Source organism: Caballeronia sp. ATUFL_F1_KS39 (genome assembly GCF_023630985.1).
Taxonomy (GTDB): domain Bacteria; phylum Pseudomonadota; class Gammaproteobacteria; order Burkholderiales; family Burkholderiaceae; genus Caballeronia; species Caballeronia zhejiangensis.
In genome coordinates, this window is the sequence record NZ_JALQDZ010000006.1 from 1 (window position 1) to 16,919 (window position 16,919).

Annotated in this window: 14 protein-coding genes and 1 tRNA gene; 7 read left to right on the plus strand and 8 right to left on the minus strand. The window is 64.1% G+C overall.

Going from position 1 to position 16,919, the window contains the following annotated elements; all coding sequences use genetic code 11:
- Window positions 1-698: 698 nt before the first annotated feature.
- Entirely contained in the window at window positions 699-4,175 is a 3,477-nt protein-coding gene (gene mfd / locus NCR93_RS06750) for a transcription-repair coupling factor (RefSeq protein ID WP_175982922.1), read from the minus strand.
- 139 nt (window positions 4,176-4,314) lie between these two features.
- Between mfd and ispD the strand changes: the two genes are divergently transcribed.
- Both ispD and ispF read left to right on the plus strand, forming a co-directional pair.
- Entirely contained in the window at window positions 4,315-5,037 is a 723-nt protein-coding gene (gene ispD, locus NCR93_RS06755; RefSeq protein WP_008349782.1) for a 2-C-methyl-D-erythritol 4-phosphate cytidylyltransferase, read from the plus strand.
- Window positions 5,038-5,063: 26 nt separating this feature from the next.
- On the plus strand, window positions 5,064-5,555 hold the full coding sequence (gene ispF / locus NCR93_RS06760; protein ID WP_175982921.1) for a 2-C-methyl-D-erythritol 2,4-cyclodiphosphate synthase: 492 nt from the start codon (window positions 5,064-5,066) through the stop codon (window positions 5,553-5,555).
- Between the two features lie 16 nt (window positions 5,556-5,571).
- Here ispF and NCR93_RS06765 read toward each other — a convergent pair whose 3' ends face one another.
- From NCR93_RS06765 to ompR, 4 genes are all read right to left on the minus strand, one after another.
- Entirely contained in the window at window positions 5,572-6,096 is a 525-nt protein-coding gene (locus NCR93_RS06765) for a carboxymuconolactone decarboxylase family protein (RefSeq protein ID WP_008349777.1), read from the minus strand.
- An 89-nt stretch (window positions 6,097-6,185) separates the two neighbouring features.
- Complete coding sequence (locus NCR93_RS06770; protein ID WP_008349775.1) at window positions 6,186-6,734, minus strand: peroxiredoxin; 549 nt, start codon at window positions 6,732-6,734, stop codon at window positions 6,186-6,188.
- A 172-nt stretch (window positions 6,735-6,906) separates the two neighbouring features.
- The gene (locus NCR93_RS06775; RefSeq protein WP_008349773.1) at window positions 6,907-8,271 is read right to left on the minus strand and encodes an ATP-binding protein; all 1,365 of its coding nucleotides are present in this window, start codon (window positions 8,269-8,271) and stop codon (window positions 6,907-6,909) included.
- Window positions 8,272-8,332: 61 nt separating this feature from the next.
- On the minus strand, window positions 8,333-9,058 hold the full coding sequence (gene ompR, locus NCR93_RS06780) for an osmolarity response regulator transcription factor OmpR (protein ID WP_008349770.1): 726 nt from the start codon (window positions 9,056-9,058) through the stop codon (window positions 8,333-8,335).
- 244 nt (window positions 9,059-9,302) lie between these two features.
- Between ompR and NCR93_RS06785 the strand changes: the two genes are divergently transcribed.
- Together NCR93_RS06785 and NCR93_RS06790 are read left to right on the plus strand one after the other, a co-directional pair.
- Complete coding sequence (locus NCR93_RS06785; RefSeq protein WP_008349768.1) at window positions 9,303-9,668, plus strand: hypothetical protein; 366 nt, start codon at window positions 9,303-9,305, stop codon at window positions 9,666-9,668.
- A 16-nt stretch (window positions 9,669-9,684) separates the two neighbouring features.
- A complete protein-coding gene (locus tag NCR93_RS06790) occupies window positions 9,685-10,536 on the plus strand; it encodes a DUF1501 domain-containing protein (protein WP_175982920.1) in 852 nt (283 codons plus the stop codon).
- On the opposite strand, the gene NCR93_RS06795 is transcribed toward NCR93_RS06790, so the two are convergent.
- Both NCR93_RS06795 and NCR93_RS06800 read right to left on the minus strand, forming a co-directional pair.
- A complete protein-coding gene (locus tag NCR93_RS06795) occupies window positions 10,533-11,375 on the minus strand; it encodes a squalene/phytoene synthase family protein (RefSeq protein WP_175982919.1) in 843 nt (280 codons plus the stop codon). The two genes, NCR93_RS06790 and NCR93_RS06795, sit on opposite strands and share 4 nt — an antisense overlap.
- Before the next feature lie 168 nt (window positions 11,376-11,543).
- Window positions 11,544-11,630 (minus strand) — tRNA-Leu (locus NCR93_RS06800).
- A gap of 272 nt (window positions 11,631-11,902) precedes the next feature.
- Between NCR93_RS06800 and NCR93_RS06805 the strand changes: the two genes are divergently transcribed.
- Entirely contained in the window at window positions 11,903-12,271 is a 369-nt protein-coding gene (locus tag NCR93_RS06805; protein ID WP_175982918.1) for a DUF2946 domain-containing protein, read from the plus strand.
- Window positions 12,272-12,412: 141 nt separating this feature from the next.
- Window positions 12,413-13,843: a PepSY-associated TM helix domain-containing protein gene (locus NCR93_RS06810; RefSeq protein WP_175982917.1), complete on the plus strand. Its 1,431-nt coding sequence runs from the start codon at window positions 12,413-12,415 to the stop codon at window positions 13,841-13,843.
- A 24-nt stretch (window positions 13,844-13,867) separates the two neighbouring features.
- Here NCR93_RS06810 and NCR93_RS06815 read toward each other — a convergent pair whose 3' ends face one another.
- Window positions 13,868-15,016 carry a glycerate kinase family protein gene (locus tag NCR93_RS06815; protein ID WP_175982916.1) on the minus strand — a complete coding sequence of 383 codons (1,149 nt, stop codon included), beginning with the start codon at window positions 15,014-15,016 and terminating at the stop codon, window positions 13,868-13,870.
- A gap of 528 nt (window positions 15,017-15,544) precedes the next feature.
- Here NCR93_RS06815 and tig point away from each other — a divergent pair.
- Window positions 15,545-16,891 carry a trigger factor gene (gene tig / locus NCR93_RS06820; protein WP_175982915.1) on the plus strand — a complete coding sequence of 449 codons (1,347 nt, stop codon included), beginning with the start codon at window positions 15,545-15,547 and terminating at the stop codon, window positions 16,889-16,891.
- Window positions 16,892-16,919 lie beyond the last annotated feature (28 nt).

Here is a 16,919-nt window from a genome sequence, read left to right on the forward strand (position 1 = left end):
GCTACCGCTTCGAGCGAACGGGAGAGATCAGCTTCCGGACGCCAGATTCAATATACAAGTAACCAAAGAAAGCAGCTTCCGATACGCCCGCGGTCACACGCAATTTGGGTAGTCCTCTCGTCCATCGTGGGCTGCCTAAAGAGTGCCCTCATAGGCCCCATCGGGCTTGGCTCGCGCACGGTCCGCCACATCGCACCACACAACAAACTGGTTCAGCACCAAACAGCTCCAGCCCGCTTCGCGGCCGACCGGTCAAGCGGGTCTGCGTGTGCTTTGCTACTAAATTCTCTCTCGCACCGCACATGCAAACCTATGGTTTCCCTTGCAGACCCGGCGGCAGCGCGTAGCGCTGTGCCGAAGCTCTTTCGTGCTGAACCAACGTTCTGAACACCTTCGGGCGGCAGACCGTGCGCGAGCCAAGCCCGATTAGGTATTTGAGGGCACTCTTTAGGCGAGTGCCGCCTGGGACGAGAGAACTACCCAAATTGCGTGTGACCGCGGGCCTGAAAAGCTGCTTTCTTTGCTTACTTTCTTTGCAGCAGCAAAGAAAGTGAGTGCCGCCCCGCACAGGGGCAACGTTAATAGACCGACACGAAACCGGGATCCGGCGACTACAGTAAGCAAAGTGAGCCCCACCCCGCACAGGAGGCAACGCTGACAGACCGAAAGCAAATCGGAATCCGGCGAAAACAAAAAAGTCACCGAACAACAGCGGCCGGTTTCCGAACCGGCCCCCCCAACGCCCGCAACGTCTCCTTGACAGTAGAGATCCGCACCGAGAGATCGGGACTCCGCGACTCGATGCGCAACTTGTCCTGACCCGCGAGCTTGATGTGCTTATGCTTCTGCACCATCTCGATGATCTTCATGCCATCGACGGGCGGATTCGGAACGAACTGCAGCGAGATCGACTGCTCGCCCGCGTCGATCTTCGAGATGCCGAGCGGTTTCGCAGCAAGACGCAGCCGATGCGTCTCCACGAGCGCATGCGCCTGCGGCGGCAGCTTCCCAAAACGATCGACGAGCTCTTCGAGAATGCCATCGATCGCATCGCTCGATTCGCAGTTCGCGAGCCGCTTGTACAACGACAAACGCTCCTGCACATCGGCGCAGTAATCGGCGGGCAGAATCGCGGGCGCGTGCAGATTGATCTCGGTCGTTGCCGCAAGCGGGGCGTTCAGATCCGGCTCGCGGCCTTCGCGCAGCGCACGCACGGCGTCGTTCAGCATGTCGGTGTAAAGCTGGAAGCCGATCTCGTGAATCTCGCCCGATTGCTTGTCGCCAAGCACTTCGCCCGTACCGCGAATCTCCAGGTCGTGCATCGCGAGATAAAAACCCGAGCCGAGTTCCTCCATCTGCTGAATGGCTTCGAGCCGCCGCTGCGCCTGCTTCGTCAGCGATTGCGGATCGTGCACCAGCAAATACGCATACGCCTGGTGATGCGAACGCCCGACACGTCCGCGCAACTGATGCAACTGCGCAAGACCGAACTTGTCCGCACGATGCATGAGGATCGTGTTCGCGCTCGGCACGTCGATGCCGGTCTCGATGATCGTCGTGCACAACAGCACGTTCGCGCGCTGGCCGACGAAATCGCGCATCACGCGTTCGAGCTCGCGCTCGTGCATCTGTCCGTGCGCAACCGCGATGCGCGCCTCGGGCACCAGCGCTTCGAGCATCGCGCGCCGATTCTCGATCGTCTCGACTTCGTTGTGCAGGAAGTAAACCTGGCCGCCGCGCTTCAGTTCGCGCAGCATCGCCTCGCGGATCACGCCGTCTTCCTCGCGCCGCACGAAGGTCTTGATCGCGAGCCGCTTCTGCGGCGCGGTCGCGATCACCGAGAAATCACGCAGGCCTTCGAGCGCCATGCCGAGCGTGCGCGGAATCGGCGTCGCGGTGAGCGTGAGCACGTCGACCTCGGCGCGCAATGCCTTGAGCGCCTCCTTCTGCCGCACGCCGAAGCGATGCTCCTCGTCGATGATCACGAGCCCGAGCCGCTTGAACTTCACATCGCTCGACAAGAGCTTGTGTGTGCCAATGACGATATCGACCGAGCCTTCGTTGATCTGCTGCACGGCCGTCGAAACTTCCTTGCCGGTCTTGAAGCGCGACAGTTCCGCGATGCGCACCGGCCAGTCGGCGAAACGGTCGGTGAAGGTCTGCGTGTGCTGTTCCGCAAGCAGCGTCGTCGGCGAAAGAATCGCGACCTGCTTGCCCGCCATCACCGCGATGAACGCGGCGCGCAGCGCGACTTCCGTTTTGCCGAAGCCGACGTCGCCGCACACGAGACGGTCCATCGGTTTGCCGCTCGTCATGTCGCCGATGACGGATGCGATCGCCGCCGCCTGATCGGGCGTTTCCTCGAAGCCGAAGCTCTCCGCGAACTTGGTGTAGTCGCGCGGCTCGAGCTTGAACGCATAACCTTCGCGCGCCGCGCGGCGCGCGTAGAGGTTGAGCAGCTCGGCGGCCGTATCGCGAATCTGCTGCGCGGCCTTGCGTTTGGCTTTTTCCCACTGGCCGGAGCCGAGCGTATGCAGCGGCGCGCTTTCCGGGTCCGCGCCGCTGTAGCGCGAGATCACATGCAATTGCGCGACCGGCACATACAGCTTCGCCTCGTTCTGATATTCGAGATGCAGGAATTCGGTTTCACCTTCGCCGAGGTCCATCGACACGAGGCCCATGTATCGGCCGATGCCATGCTGCGCATGCACGACGGGATCGCCGACCTTCAGCTCGGCGAGATCGCGCACCATCGAATCGACGTTGCTCGCCTGCTCCTGACGACGCCGTCCGGCGCGGCGCGCGAGCGGTCCGTAAAGCTCCGTCTCGGTGACGATCGACAGCTTCTCCAACGGCAGCGCGAAACCGTTGGCGAGCGGCGCGATGCCGAGCGTGAACTTGCCGTCGGCGGTCAGCCATTCGTGGAACGTGTCGCGCAATTCGCCGCGCAGGCCGTTGTCGGCGAGCAATTGCTGGATCGTCTCGCGACGTCCCGCCGATTCCGCGACGAGCATCACGCGATTGTCCGTCTGCTCCAGATAGTGACGCAGCGCGAGCAAAGGCTCGTCGGCGTGACGGTCGATCGCGAGGCCCGGCAGCGGCACGGCCCAGCCGCCTTCGGGCGTCGCGGGAAACTTCAACTGCGCGAAGGGCTTCGCGAACGTAAAGAAGTCGTCGTCTGTCAGAAAGAGCCGGCGCGGTTCGAGCAAGGGCCGCTCGCGATCGTGCGAAAGGAAGTCGTAGCGCTGCTTCGTGTCGTGCGTGAAGCGCTTGATCGCGGCGTCCATATCGCCGACAAACGCGAGCTGCGAGCCTTGCGGCAAGTAATGAAAGAGCGTCGCGGTTTCATCGAAGAAGAGCGGCAGATAGTATTCGATGCCCGCCGAGGGCACGCCATTGCCCATGTCCTTGTAAATCTGCGAGCGGCTCGGATCGCCCTCGAAGACCTCTCGCCAGCGGCTGCGAAAGGCGGTGCGCGCGGCTTCGTCGAACGGGAACTCGCGGCCCGGCAGCAGGCGCACGTCGCGCACCGGATAAAGGCTGCGCTGCGTGTCCGGATCGAACGCGCGGATGGAGTCCACCTGGTCGTCGAACAGATCGATGCGATACGGCAGCGCCGAGCCCATCGGATAGAGATCGATGAGCGAGCCGCGCACGCAATACTCGCCCGGCCGCACGACCTGGCTCACGTGCTCGTAACCCGCGAGCGTCAATTGCGCCTTGAGCTTCGCTTCGTCGAGCCGCTCGCCCTGCGTGAACGAGAACGTGTAAGCCGCGAGAAACGACGCGGGCGGCATGCGATAGAGCGCGGTCGTCGCCGGGACGATGAGGATGTCGCAGCGGCCTTCGCCGAGATCGTGCAGCGTCGCGAGACGTTCCGAGACGAGATCCTGGTGCGGCGAAAACGTGTCGTACGGCAGCGTCTCCCAGTCGGGCAGAAGGCGCACGCGCGCATCGGGCGCGAAGTAGGGGATTTCGGCGGCGAGACGCTGCGCATCGACTGCGCTCGCGGTGACGACCGTCAGGAGCGGCACGCTCTCGCGATACGCGGCGTAGTAGCGCGCGATGGCGAGCGCATCGGACGAGCCGGAAGCGCCATCGAAGACGAAGCGCTGACCCGGTTTCACGAGCGCGATGGGAGAACTGGACTGCGCGTTGACGGCTTTGGAAGGCATAAGGTGTGCATGGAGCCGTCCGGCAAACGCGGGTTCGGAGAGTCGAACCGGCGTGCGCGGGACGTGGTCGCGAAAGACCTATTATAAAATCCGGGCTTCAACTTTGACTTGTTCACCTCATCTGCTCGACTATTCGCCCGTGACTTCGCGCCTGTTCTCACTGATTCCCTGCGCCGGCACCGGCAGCCGCTCCGGCGCGCCGATGCCGAAGCAATACCAGACGATCGCGGGCCGCCCAATGCTCGCGTACACGCTCGCGGCGTTCGACGCGTGCTCCGAATTCTCGCAGACGCTCGTCGTGCTCGCACCGGACGACAACCACTTCGACGCGCGCCGCTTCGCCGGATTGCGCTTCGCGGTCGAGCGCTGCGGCGGCGCCTCGCGGCAAGCGTCGGTGTACAACGGGCTCGTCGCGCTCGCGAAATTCGGCGCGCGCGAAGACGACTGGGTCCTCGTGCACGACGCCGCGCGCCCCGGCATCACGCCGGAGCTGATTCGCAAGCTTGTCGCGGAACTGCGCGACGATGCGGTCGGCGGCATTCTCGCGCTGCCGGTCGCGGACACGCTGAAACGCGTCGCACCGAACATGCCCGATGTCCCCACGGACGACGTGCGCGTCGCGCGCACCGAATCGCGCGACGGGCTCTGGCAGGCGCAGACGCCGCAAATGTTCCGGCTCGGCATGCTGCGCGAAGCGATCGAGCGTGCGCGTCACGACGGCCACGACCTGACGGACGAAGCGAGCGCAATCGAATGGCTCGGTCATTCGCCGAAACTGGTTCAGGGCAGTCTGCGCAACTTCAAGGTGACGTATCCGGAGGATTTCGCGCTCGCGGGCGCGATGCTTTCGGCCGGCGCCTGACTCACACTCAACAAAGGTTTGGATCGATGGATTTCAGAATCGGACAAGGGTACGACGTCCACCAGCTCGTCGAAGGCCGCCCGCTCATCATCGGCGGCGTGACGATTCCCTACGAGCGCGGTCTGCTCGGCCACTCGGACGCCGACGTGCTGCTGCACGCGATCACCGATGCGCTGTTCGGCGCGGCGTCGCTCGGCGACATCGGCAGGCATTTCCCGGACACGGCGACCGAATTCGCCGGCGCGGACAGCCGCGTGCTGCTGCGCGAGGCGTTCCGGCGCGTGTCGGAGGCGGGTTTCGCGATCGCGAACGTCGACAGCACGATCATCGCGCAGGCGCCGAAACTCAGCTCCCATATCGATGCCATGCGCGAAAACATCGCCGCCGATCTCGATCTTTCAATCGATCGCGTGAACGTCAAGGCCAAGACGAACGAGAAGCTCGGCTATCTCGGGCGCAAGGAAGGCATCGAAGCGCAGGCCGCGGTGCTTTTGCGCCGGACGTCAATCGACGGCTAAAGCGCGGCGGGAAGCGCTATTTCCCTTCGGCTTCGATCGTCAGCGCGACGGCGTTGATCACCGCGGCGATGCGGCCGACGTCGCGCAGTTGCGTCGTCGACATGCCTTCGGCCACGAGATTCTCGTAGTGCGATTTCACGCAGAAATGGCACTTGCCGACGATCGACGCCGCGAGCGCGTACATCTCGAAGCGCCGCTTGTCGACGCCGCCGTGCGACGCATACGCGTTCATGCGCAAGTTCGCGGGCTGCGTCTTGAGATCGGCGTTGTCGGCCATTTCCAGGTACGGATACCAGACGTTGTTCATGCCCATCAGCGCGGCCGCGGTGAGCACGGCGTTCGTCTCTTCGGGCGACAGCGCGCCCGAGTTGCGAATGATGGCGACGAGCTTCGTCGCTTTCGCGGCAAACGCGGCGGCGAGCGCGACGCCAGCCGCATCGCTGCCTTCGAGCGATGAACGCGCGATCGTGCCGTCGACGTTAAGGCGAATGTCCTTCGCGTAGTCGGGCACCAGTTCCTTGATCGCAGACAGAAATTCCATTGTTTTCTCCTGTTCGATGGCATTAAAAAGCCCGCCGATCGGCCGAATACACTCGGCTCGATGGCGGGCTTTGCGGCATCCGGAAACGCTTACAGCGTCGCGCCGCCGACGGCACGGTTGCACGGGCAGAGTTCGTCCGTTTGCAAGCCGTCGAGGATGCGCAAGATTTCTTCCGGGCTGCGGCCGACGTTCAGGTTATTGACCGAGACGTGCTGAATGACGTTGTCCGGATCGACGATGAACGTCGCGCGCAACGCCACGCCTGCTTCCTTGTCGCGCACGCCGAGTTGATCGATCAGTTCGCCTTTCACGTCGCCGAACGAGTAATGGTTCAGCTTGTTCAGGTCTTTGTGCTCGCGGCGCCATGCCAGCTTGACGAACTCGTTGTCTACGCTGCCGCCGAGCAGAACCGCGTCGCGGTCCTCGAAATCGGCCGCCAGCTTCGCGAATTCGACGATCTCCGTCGGGCAGACAAACGTGAAATCTTTCGGATAGAAATAGATGATCTTCCACTTGCCGGGGAAAGACTGCTCGGTGATTTCCTCGAACGCCGACTGGCCGTTCTCTTCGTGATGGTTGAAACCCGGCTTCGCAGCGGTGACAGTGAATGCTTCGACTTTATCGCCAACGGTCTTCATGCGGAAAACTCCTGTGAAATCGTTGAAAGGACAAACTCCAGCCAAACTACCGTATCGCCGTAACGCTCGCGTGACACGTTCATGCCAGGCCGCGCCGAGCGTTGAACCGCTTCATCTTAACCAGAATTAAAAGAGTGCTTCGGCCGTTTCCGGCTTCCGAAACGGGCGCGCTCTAGCCTTCGAAGCGCACGCCGCCTTTCATCGGCGGGAAGTCGATGGTGACTTCGAAGCCGGGCAAAGGCGTGCGGTTGCGCAGACGCAGCGTGCCGCGCTGTCGCGTGACGAGGCGCTGCACGATCGCCATGCCGAGACCGGTGCCGTTCGCCTGCGTGCGCGCCGTATCGACGCGATAGAACGGACGCGTGATGAGCGCGACCTGATCGTCGGGGATGCCGCGGCCCTCGTCCATCACGGAGAGCTCGACCCTGCCGTGCGCGACGCGCGTCTGCAGCGTGATGCGGGCGATGTCGTCGTGTTCGCTGCGGCCGTACTTGCGCGCGTTTTCCAGCAGGTTGCCGACCACGCGGCGCGCATCCGTCGGATCGCCTTCGATCACCGCGCCCTGGGCGAGATCCGTCCGCATGACGACGCCGTCGTCGGCCTGGAAGCGGGCGGCGAGTTCGCTCGCGATCATCGACAGGTCGACGGCCTCGGGCATGCGCTGCATCGGCCGCGCATAGTCGAGAAAGCGCCCGATGATCATGTCCATCTGCTCGATGTCGTCGATCATCGCGAGCTTGGTCGCTTCGTCCGACGGGCTCATCTCCGTCTCCAGCCGCAGGCGCGCAAGCGGCGTGCGCAGATCGTGCGAGATGCCCGCGAGCATCAGCGCACGGTCGGCCTCGAGCTGCTCGAGATCCTGCACCATCTGGTTGAAGCTTCGATTGGTTTCCGCAGCAACGCCCATGCCGCGTTCGGGCAAGGGTTCGGGCGATTGCCCCGAACCGACCTTGCGCGCGGCGAGCGCGAGACGCGCGAATGGCCGATTCACGAGACTTGTGATGAACGCCGCGCCGAACAGCGACAGCGCGAGCGCGAACACGCCCCAGCCGGCCCATTGCAGGCCGGTGACGGTGTCGAGCTGATCGCGATCGAGGGCGACCCAGTAATCGTCGTCGTCGATCTTGAAGCTGATCCATACGCCCGGAATGTCGTTCACCGACTGCGCGATGATCGTCTCGTTGCCGAGCCGCCCGCGCACGTCACGTTCGATCAGCCGGTTGAGCGATTCATCGGGCTGGAGTTTGTATTTGTCGGTGGTCTCGCGCGGATACACGCGCACGCCTTCGTTGCTCTCCAGATCCTGAAGCAGCGCGCGGCGCAGATCGGGGTCGGAATAGAGCAGGGCGGTGCGCGTGAGCTTGACCACGGCGACGAGCTGAAGCGCCACGCGCTGCGCACGCGGCTCGCGCTCGATGACGCGAAAGCTCTGGAACCACGCCGTGAGACTGACTGCGATGAGCAGCGCGATCAGCGCGAAGGTTCGCCAGAACAGGCCGCCGAACGCGAGCGCCAGTAGCCGCCTGTCGATTCGCATGAGTCTGTCGGGTTCGGCTCGGTGAAGGGGCGAGAGCGTGACGAAACTCGCTTAGGATCGATCAGGCTGCGCCGTCGGGAATGAACACGTAGCCGAGGCCCCACACGGTCTGGATGAAACGCGGACTGCTGGGATCGGGCTCGATCAGCTTGCGCAGACGCGATATCTGCACGTCGAGGCTGCGGTCGAACACTTCGTACTCACGGCCGCGTGCGAGCTCCATCAGCTTTTCGCGCGAAAGCGGCTGGCGCGGATGGCGCGCGAACACTTTGAGTACCGAAAATTCGCCGGTGGTCAGCGGGATTTCCTGGCCGTTCTTCGTGAGCGTGCGCGTCGCGAGATTCAGTGCAAATTCGCCGAACTCGAACACTTCGGTGGTTTCGGACGGCGCGCCCGGCAATTCGGACGGCGTCTGACGCCGCAGCACCGCATGAATGCGCGCGACGAGTTCGCGCGGATTGAAAGGCTTCGGCAGATAGTCGTCCGCGCCCATTTCGAGGCCGACGATGCGATCGACATCTTCACCCTTCGCGGTGAGCATGATGATCGGCGTGCGATCGTTGCTGCCGCGCAGACGCCGGCAGATGGAAAGACCGTCTTCGCCGGGAAGCATCAGATCGAGGACGAGCAGATCGAAACGCTCGCGCACCCACAACTTGTTCATCGACGGGGCGTTTTCCGCAACGTACACGTTGAAGCCCTGTTCACCGAGGTATCGGCGCAACAGATCGCGCAGGCGCGGATCGTCGTCGACGACGAGAATTTTTGAAGGGTTCTTGGTTTCCATGGCGGCATCTTAGCGCGTTTGTTCAAACGCCGAGTTTGTAACAAAAGCGAGTGTAACAGTTCGTTACAAAATTTACGGGGCCTGTGGCACGGCCTAGGGGTTTGCTGCGTACACTGCTTTACCTAAGCCCGCCATTCGGTAGATACTCCATTAGACCAGTGCGTCGCGCGGCACGACCAAGCCGCTTCGAGACGTGCGCGAAAAGACTGAGGCTGTCCGGTTGTCGAGCAACGAAGGGAACAACATGAAGGGAGCGCGGCAGCGCGGACCCGTGCGCAACGAGCGCATTCTCAGAAAGACACTTCTTGCCAGTGCGCTCTACGCAGTACTGAGCACGCCTCACGCCTATGCACAACCGGCAGGCTTCGATCGCGGCATCGCGAGTTCCCCGAATCGTTTCGATGGCAGAATGATTCGCGCGCAGCAGCGCGTGGGCAAAGGTTCGGGGTCGTCGAGCCACGATCCGAAGACCGCGGCCATGCAACCCATTCAGCAAGTAGATCAGGCGCCGCCCGCGCGCCCGCCGCGCCACACCGTGATGACCGCCGACGAGCGCCGTCTCTTGCGGCAGCATATCGAAGAAGCGGTGCGCGATCTCTACAAGCGGTAAGCGGCGCGTGCCCGCGATGGACCGACGTGAATTTCTCTCGATTGCCGGTGCGTTCGCGGGAGGTCTCGGCAGCATCGGCGATGCGTGCGCCATCGCACATTCCGACACTTCCTCTGCTTCGATTCGCTCCCTCGTGATCGTCGACCTCGACGGCGGCAACGATGCGCTCAACACAGTCATCCCGATCGCCGATGCGCGCTATCGCGTGTTGCGGCCGAAACTCGCGATATCGAAAGACCGCGCATTGATGCTCGATGAACGCACCGCCTTGCATCCGTCGCTGTCGCCGTTGATGAGCGCGTGGCGCGCCAACGAAATGGCGATCGTGCAGGGCGTCGGCTATGACGCGCCCAATCGCTCGCATTTCCGCTCGCGACAGATCTGGGACACGGCATCGCATGCCGATGAATATCGCGCCGACGGCTGGCTCGATCGCGTGAACCTGAAGGTGACGCACATCACCTTGCACGGCTTCGACACGCACGAGCGTCAGTCGCATCGGCATGCGGCGCTGCTGGCCACGCTGGCAGAGCGGCTCGCGTCGCTGCGGGCGTCGCTGATCGCGTCCGGCGCATGGAGCCGCACGCTCGTGATGACGCGCTCGGAGTTCGGACGCGCCGCGCGCGAGAACGCCGCGGGCGGCACCGACCACGGCGCGGCCGCGGCGCATTTCATGATGGGCGGAGGCGTGCGCGGCGGACTCTTCGGCATGCCACCGCGACTCGATCGACTCGATGCGGACGGCGGCTTGTCCGTCGGCGTCGACTTCAGAACGCTCTATGCCACGGTGCTCGACGCATGCGGGCAGATCGATTCGTCATCGATTCTCGGCGCGCGCTTCGCGCCATTGCCGATCCTTCGCGTCTAACGCGTCTTCCATGTGATCCACAGCTTGCGGATCGGCGTGAGTGCGATGCGTTGATGCAGCACCCGAAAGTTCTCCCGTTCGATCTCGTCGAAAAGCGCGAAGGACAGCGCTGCCTGCGCGCGCAGCACGCGTTGCGTCGCGCGCTCCGAAGCGGGAATCGCGGCCAGCGCGTCGTCTAGCGCCTGGCGGGCGCGGCTGGTCTGAAAGCGCATGAGGTCCGTGAACGTATCGCCGTACTTGCGATTGATGATGTCCGCGGCCGTCACGTTGAATCGCTGCAACTCGTCGATGGGAATATAGATGCGGCCATTGCGCGCATCGCCGCCGATGTCCTGAACGCGCTCGGCCAGCAGCAACGCGGATCCGAGCGGCGCGGCCCACGACGCGGCCTGCTGCGGATTGCGCGCGCTCGCGCGTGCAACGGCCGTCGCGAATGCGCCGCCCGTCTGATCGAGGTAACGCCGCAAGCCGGGCCAGTCGAGGTAGCGCGCCTGATCGAGATCCATGCCGAAGCCGTCGACGATCGCGGCAAGCGATGCGCGTCCGGCATCGTCGAGAACCGGATGCGCGGCATCGCCCGCGTGCGCCTGCAACGCTTTCGTGACCGGATGCGTGGGCTCGCCGCCATCGAGCCGCCCGAGTTCGCTTTGCCACCATGCGTGCTTGGTGCGGCCGATGGTCGGATCGCTCGTCTCCTTCACGGTCTCTTCGAGCTCGCGATAAAGCGCATAGAGCGCGGTCAGAAGCGGCTGGCTCGCAGCCGGCGCGCGGCGCAGCGCGTAGTACGTGCCCGAACCTTCAGGCGCGGCTTTTTGCTGGCAGTAATCGTCGAAATTCACGAACGGAGCTTGTGGGAGTTCGAGGGGAGGCGGGGTCGGTTCTGGTCGTGCGGTTGGCCGCGCGGCGTTCATTTTATCCGGCGAGGCGCGGCTTCGCTGCGCAGCGGCGGCAGCATCAGCCGGCCGCAAAAACAAAAAACCCCTTTGCCGATGAAAGGGGTTTTCGTGTGGTGCGAGGAGCGGGACTCGAACCCGCACACCCTTGCGGGCGTCAGGACCTAAACCTGGTGCGTCTACCAATTTCGCCATCCTCGCAGCACGGCAGGCGCTCTGGGCTCTTGCGGATGATGACCCGCGCCCGGCGATGCCGCCGTGTCCGGCACCGGTCCACTGTGCCAAGCCCGAGATTCTAACGCATTCATCTGGCGATGTCTGCGAAAATGCGTCGACGGTCCTGAGCTTAAGCGAGGCGCGAGAATCGTCGGCATGGCCGTCGATTCCGGCCATACGCGCCCGAAGATTGCGGCTCGCAGATCGGCTGCCTACAATCTCGTCACACTTCCGCTTCGGCATCGACATTCCCGCTCATGAACCGCAACGCGCGCAATCGCTTCGTCGCATGGCTCGGCATCGCCGCCATGTGGCTTGCCATCGTCGCGCCGGTCATCAGTCAGACGCTCGCCGCGCGCCAGGCCGCCAATCCGCAAGCGGTGCTTTGCACGGTCGATGCGACTGCAACGGACTCGCACGCCGGCCATCACGACGCCGCGAGTCATGTCGACGCCTGCTCCTACTGCGGACTGCTCGCGCAGAATCTGCCGATCGTCACGGGCGTCGTGCATGACGTCGCGCTGATCGAACGCGTCACGCGCGTGCCTGCCGTCGCGAACGTCGAAGACGTCACCTCGAAATCCTTCAACGCCGCGAGCCCGCGCGCGCCGCCCGTCCTTTCCTGAAGCCTTCCTTCGTCTGACCGCATCGATGTTCGTCGCGCACATGAGCGCGATGAACGTACGACCGCTCGTCGGGAATATCGTCACGGCACTGACGGTACTTCAGATGCGCGCTCATCGCAAAAATACTCAACGAGATTCGCCATGCTTGCACCCGACCTGAACGCGGCGCCAGCGACGCCGAGCGCGGAAGTCATCGCGCATCGCCGCACGCTGTGGCGCTGGCATTTCTATGCGGCACTCTTCGTGATGCCGCTCCTCATCGTGCTCGCGATCACCGGCACGATCTACTGTTTTCAGCCGCAGATCGAGCCGCTGCTGTATCGCGACCGGATGATCGTCGCGGACACGCACGCCCCGCAACTGTCCCGCGATATCCTGCTCGCCAAGGCTGCCGCGAGCGAACCGCGCGGCGCCGTACCGACGCTCGCGCAAATCGAAACCGATCGCACGCGCAGCGCCGAATTCGTCTTTCGCCTGCCATCGGGCGAAAGCGAAAGCGTCTACGTGAACCCGTACGACGGCACCGTGCTCGGCACGCTTTCCGTCGAACATCGATTGATGAAGCAAGTGCGCAACCTGCATCGCGGCCTGATGCTCGGCAAGACCGGCGAGCTGCTGATGGAACTCGCCGGATGCTGGACGCTCGTGATGATCGGCACGGGTGTCGCGCTGTGGTGGCCCAGCCGGTCGAACGCGAGACAGGGCGGCGTGTGGCTGCCCCGGCTATCGCTGCAAGGGCGCGCGTGGTGGCGCGATCTGCATGCGGTCGGCGGCGTGTGGCTCGCGGTCGGCGCGCTCTTTTTCGTTCTCTCGGGATTGCCGTGGTCGGGATCGTGGGGCAAGCAATTCAAGGCGCTTGCGACGACCGCATCGCTCGGATATCCGAAGGGCGCGTGGGGCGAGGCGCATGTGCATTCGACGGCCCCAGCGACCTCGAACAACGAACACGCGATGCACGGCATGCAGATGAAGATGGACGATCTGCCGCTGCATCAGACGCCGTGGGCCGTCGGCGCGACAACGGTGCCGGAAGGCGCGAATGCGTCGGCTTCGGCTGCGCGCGTGTCGATCGACGACGTGGTCGCGCTCGCCGCGAAAATCGGTGTCGCGGATGACTACGGCATCGCGCTTCCGTCCAAGCCGACGGGCGTCTACACGGTCTCGTATTTCCCCGCCGATCCGCGCGCCGAACGCACGCTGCACATCGATCAATACAGCGGCCGCGTGCTGTCCGACATCGATTACGCAAGCTACGGCGGCGTGGCGAAAGTGATCTCGTACGGCACGTCGCTGCATATGGGGCGCTACTTCGGGCTTCTGAACCAGATCGTCTGCTCGGCGATATCGCTCGGGCTCGCGGCGTTGTCCGTGACGGGCTTCATCATGTGGATGAAACGCCGGCCCGCGCGCGAACTCGGCGCGCCGGCGCGGCCCACGAAGCGCCCGCCGATGCGCGCCTGGCGCGGCAGCCTGACGTTGCTCGGCGTGATTTTCCCTTTGATGGGCGCGACCATGCTCGCCGTCTGGTGCTTCGACCGGCTTGCGTTCGGGGCCAAGCGCGCGGCTGCCTGACGAACCCGCGCGCCTCGTTCGGACTTATTTGGAACCGAATCTGAGGCGCGTGAGCTGCTCGGCTTCGTTGGCGAGCAGCCGCGCCGCATCGCGGATCGCCGTTTCGAGCGTGATCGGGCCGGGCGCCGGCGAGAAGCAGCCGCTGAAAAATTCGGAGAGCCGCGGCAGCGCGGCCGAATCGACGGCGCCCGACAGCAACGACGCCGGCACGCCGTGATCGCGCGCGTGCTTGCAGGCGATGAACGGCGCCTTGCCATGCAGCGTCTGCACGTCTGAACGGCCTTCGCCCGTGATGAGCCAGTTCGCGCCTTCGAGCGCGGCGTCGAGCCCGATTTCGCGCGCCACCACCTCCGCGCCGGTCTCGAAACGCGCGCCGAGCATGTGCAGCGCGAACCCGAGCCCGCCCGCCGCGCCCGCGCCGGGTTCGCTGCGTTTCGCGACGCCCATCGCGGGTTCGAGCAGATCGGCGAAATGGGCGAGGGCGGCGTCGATGGTGGGCACTTGCTCCGGCGTCACGCCTTTCTGCGGCCCGAAGACCGCCGTCGCGCCGTGATCGCCGGTGAGCGGATTGTCGACATCGGACATGCCGACGAACTCCGCGTCCTTCACGCGCGGATCGAGCCCGGAAGCGTCGATGCGCGCGACTCGCCCGAGCGCCGATGGCACCGGATGGAGCTCCTTGCCGTCTGCGTCGAAGAGTTTCAGCCCGAGGCCGACGAGCAGGCCCGCGCCGCCGTCGTTGGTGCTGCTGCCGCCGAGCGCCACATAGAATCTGCGCGCGCCGGAATCCAGCAGCGCGCGGATCGCCTCGCCCATGCCGAGCGTGCTGCGCTCGGTGACGGGCACGGCCATGCCGTCCGCATCCGTGATGCCCACGACTTCCGCCGTCTCGATAATCGCGCTGCCGTCGTCGAGCAGGCCCGTGGCGGCGTCGCGGCGTGCGGCGGCCGCGCCCCGCACGTTGAGCATGCGCCGCTCGCCGCCTGCCGAGAGCATCGCGTCGAGCGTGCCTTCGCCGCCGTCGGCCATCGGACGGATACGGATATCGGCGTCCGGCCGCGCGCGCCTGATGCCTTCCGCGACGGCGTTCGCGACGCCTTCCGCGGAGAGCGAGCCCTTGAACGAATCGGGAGCGATGACAACTACGGGAGCAGCGGACGTGGCGTTAGGCATGGTGTCTCGAATGTTCTGATGTGGAAGCAAGGATTGAAAAGCCGCGGCGAGGCTCCATCTATGCGAATGTCGCATGCGCTTCATGCCTTGCGGCAATGGATTGCGCGCCGGAGCGCTTCGCCGCTCGAATCATGCGCCGGCAAGCTTATCAGCGCGGCGCGCGACGCAAAATAGCGGCGTGCCGATAGCGGGAATTCTGCGCGGGAGAGCCGGTCGGCAAAACGCGGATTTACGCCGAAATGAGCGTCGAAAACTGGCACTTTTCGAGTCAAATCGGACCGAAACGCAGTGTTTGCAGGATCGTCGGGCGGACCGCGCGGAATAGTTTGCTAAAATGCTTGGCTCTGTTGACTGACACCGTGTCGGGCGACGTTCCGGCACTCCCGCGAGACGCTTATTCTGGGCGTCTTCCGGCGCCAGGCGTCGATTTCGGCCGGCTCAGGCAGAGGCCGCATCCGGACCCGCGCCTTTAGAACCGCGGAAGAACCGAACACCGAATTTACGATTTACTCTAGGACGATTTCAGCCATGGCTAACGTAGTTGAGAACCTCGGCAAGCTCGAACGCCGCGTGACGATTTCCCTGCCGAAGGACACGGTGCAGAAGGAAGTGGATTCGCGCATCCGCCAGTTGGCCAAGAATGTGCGCATGCCGGGTTTCCGCCCGGGCAAGGTGCCGCTCAAGATGGTGACGCAACAGTATGGCGGCCAGGTCGAAGCCGAAGTGCTGAGCGACAAGGTCGGCAAGGAATTCTTCGATGTCACGCGCGCCGAGAACCTGCGTGTCGCGGGCCAGCCGAGCTTCGCGCCGAAGTCGGAAGCCGCAACGGACGCCTACGCCTTCGACGCGACCTTCGAGGTCTATCCCGAAGTGCGCCTCGGCGACGTGGCGACCGCTGAAATCGAACGCACGGTCACGACCATCTCCGAAGCCGAAGTCGATCGCACGCTGGACATCCTGCGCAAGCAGCGCGTGCATTTCCACGCCCGCGGCGAAGCCGGCGAGCACGGCGACGGCGGCGCGGACACGGCAGCCAAGGAAGGCGACCGCGTAACGCTGGATTTCGTCGGCAAGATCGACGATGTCGCGTTCGAAGGCGGTAGCGCACAGGACTTCGCATTCGTGCTGGGCGAAGGCCGCATGCTGCCCGAGTTCGAGCAAGCCGCGACGGGCCTGAAGGTCGGCGAAGAGCGCACGTTCGACCTCAAGTTCCCGGATGACTACCATGGCAAGGACGTGGCGGGCAAGACGGCGCAATTCACGATCGCCGTGAAGAAGATCGAATGGCCGCATCTGCCGGAAATCAACGCCGATTTCGCGAAGTCGCTCGGCATCGAAGACGGCGACCTCACGAAGATGCGCGCCGAGATCAAGGACAATCTGGAGCGTGAAGCGAAGCGCCGCACGCAGCAGATCGTGAAGAATCAGGTCATGGACGCGCTCCTGAAGATCTCCGAACTCGACGTGCCGAAGGCGCTGATCGAACAGGATCAGCAGCGCCTCGTCGAAATGGCTCGCCAGGACCTGCAACAACGCGGCGTGCCGAATGCAGCCGACGCGCCGATCCCGGCCGAAATGTTCGCCGAGCAGGCCGAGCGTCGCGTGAAGCTGGGCCTCGTGCTGGCCGAACTCGTGAAGGCCAACGAACTGCAGGCGAAGCCCGAGCAGATCCGCGCTGAAGTGGACGAATTCGCCAAGAGCTACGAAGACCCGAAGGAAGTCGTCCGCTGGTATTATTCGAACCAGCAGCGCCTCGCCGAGATGGAAGCGTACGTCGTCGAAAGCAACGTCGTCGATTTCGTCCTGGGCAAGGCCAAGGTGACCGACAAGGAAGTCAGCTTCGAGGAACTGGCCAGCGCAACGGCGCAAGCCTGACGCGTTAGGCAAGGGGCGTGCGGAGTCG

Excerpts from the sequence above, each read along its gene's own strand:
- NCR93_RS06810 (WP_175982917.1), top strand. The coding sequence starts at position 12,413 with ATGCTTGCACCCGACCTGAACGCGGCGCCAGCGACGCCGAGCGCGGAA.
- ompR (WP_008349770.1), bottom strand. The coding sequence starts at position 9,058 with ATGGAAACCAAGAACCCTTCAAAAATTCTCGTCGTCGACGACGATCCG.
- NCR93_RS06765 (WP_008349777.1), bottom strand. The coding sequence starts at position 6,096 with ATGGAATTTCTGTCTGCGATCAAGGAACTGGTGCCCGACTACGCGAAG.
- tig (WP_175982915.1), top strand. The coding sequence starts at position 15,545 with ATGGCTAACGTAGTTGAGAACCTCGGCAAGCTCGAACGCCGCGTGACG.
- ispF (WP_175982921.1), top strand. The coding sequence starts at position 5,064 with ATGGATTTCAGAATCGGACAAGGGTACGACGTCCACCAGCTCGTCGAA.
- NCR93_RS06815 (WP_175982916.1), bottom strand. The coding sequence starts at position 15,016 with ATGCCTAACGCCACGTCCGCTGCTCCCGTAGTTGTCATCGCTCCCGAT.
- mfd (WP_175982922.1), bottom strand. The coding sequence starts at position 4,175 with ATGCCTTCCAAAGCCGTCAACGCGCAGTCCAGTTCTCCCATCGCGCTC.
- NCR93_RS06805 (WP_175982918.1), top strand. The coding sequence starts at position 11,903 with ATGAACCGCAACGCGCGCAATCGCTTCGTCGCATGGCTCGGCATCGCC.
- NCR93_RS06785 (WP_008349768.1), top strand. The coding sequence starts at position 9,303 with ATGAAGGGAGCGCGGCAGCGCGGACCCGTGCGCAACGAGCGCATTCTC.
- NCR93_RS06770 (WP_008349775.1), bottom strand. The coding sequence starts at position 6,734 with ATGAAGACCGTTGGCGATAAAGTCGAAGCATTCACTGTCACCGCTGCG.
- NCR93_RS06775 (WP_008349773.1), bottom strand. The coding sequence starts at position 8,271 with ATGCGAATCGACAGGCGGCTACTGGCGCTCGCGTTCGGCGGCCTGTTC.
- NCR93_RS06790 (WP_175982920.1), top strand. The coding sequence starts at position 9,685 with ATGGACCGACGTGAATTTCTCTCGATTGCCGGTGCGTTCGCGGGAGGT.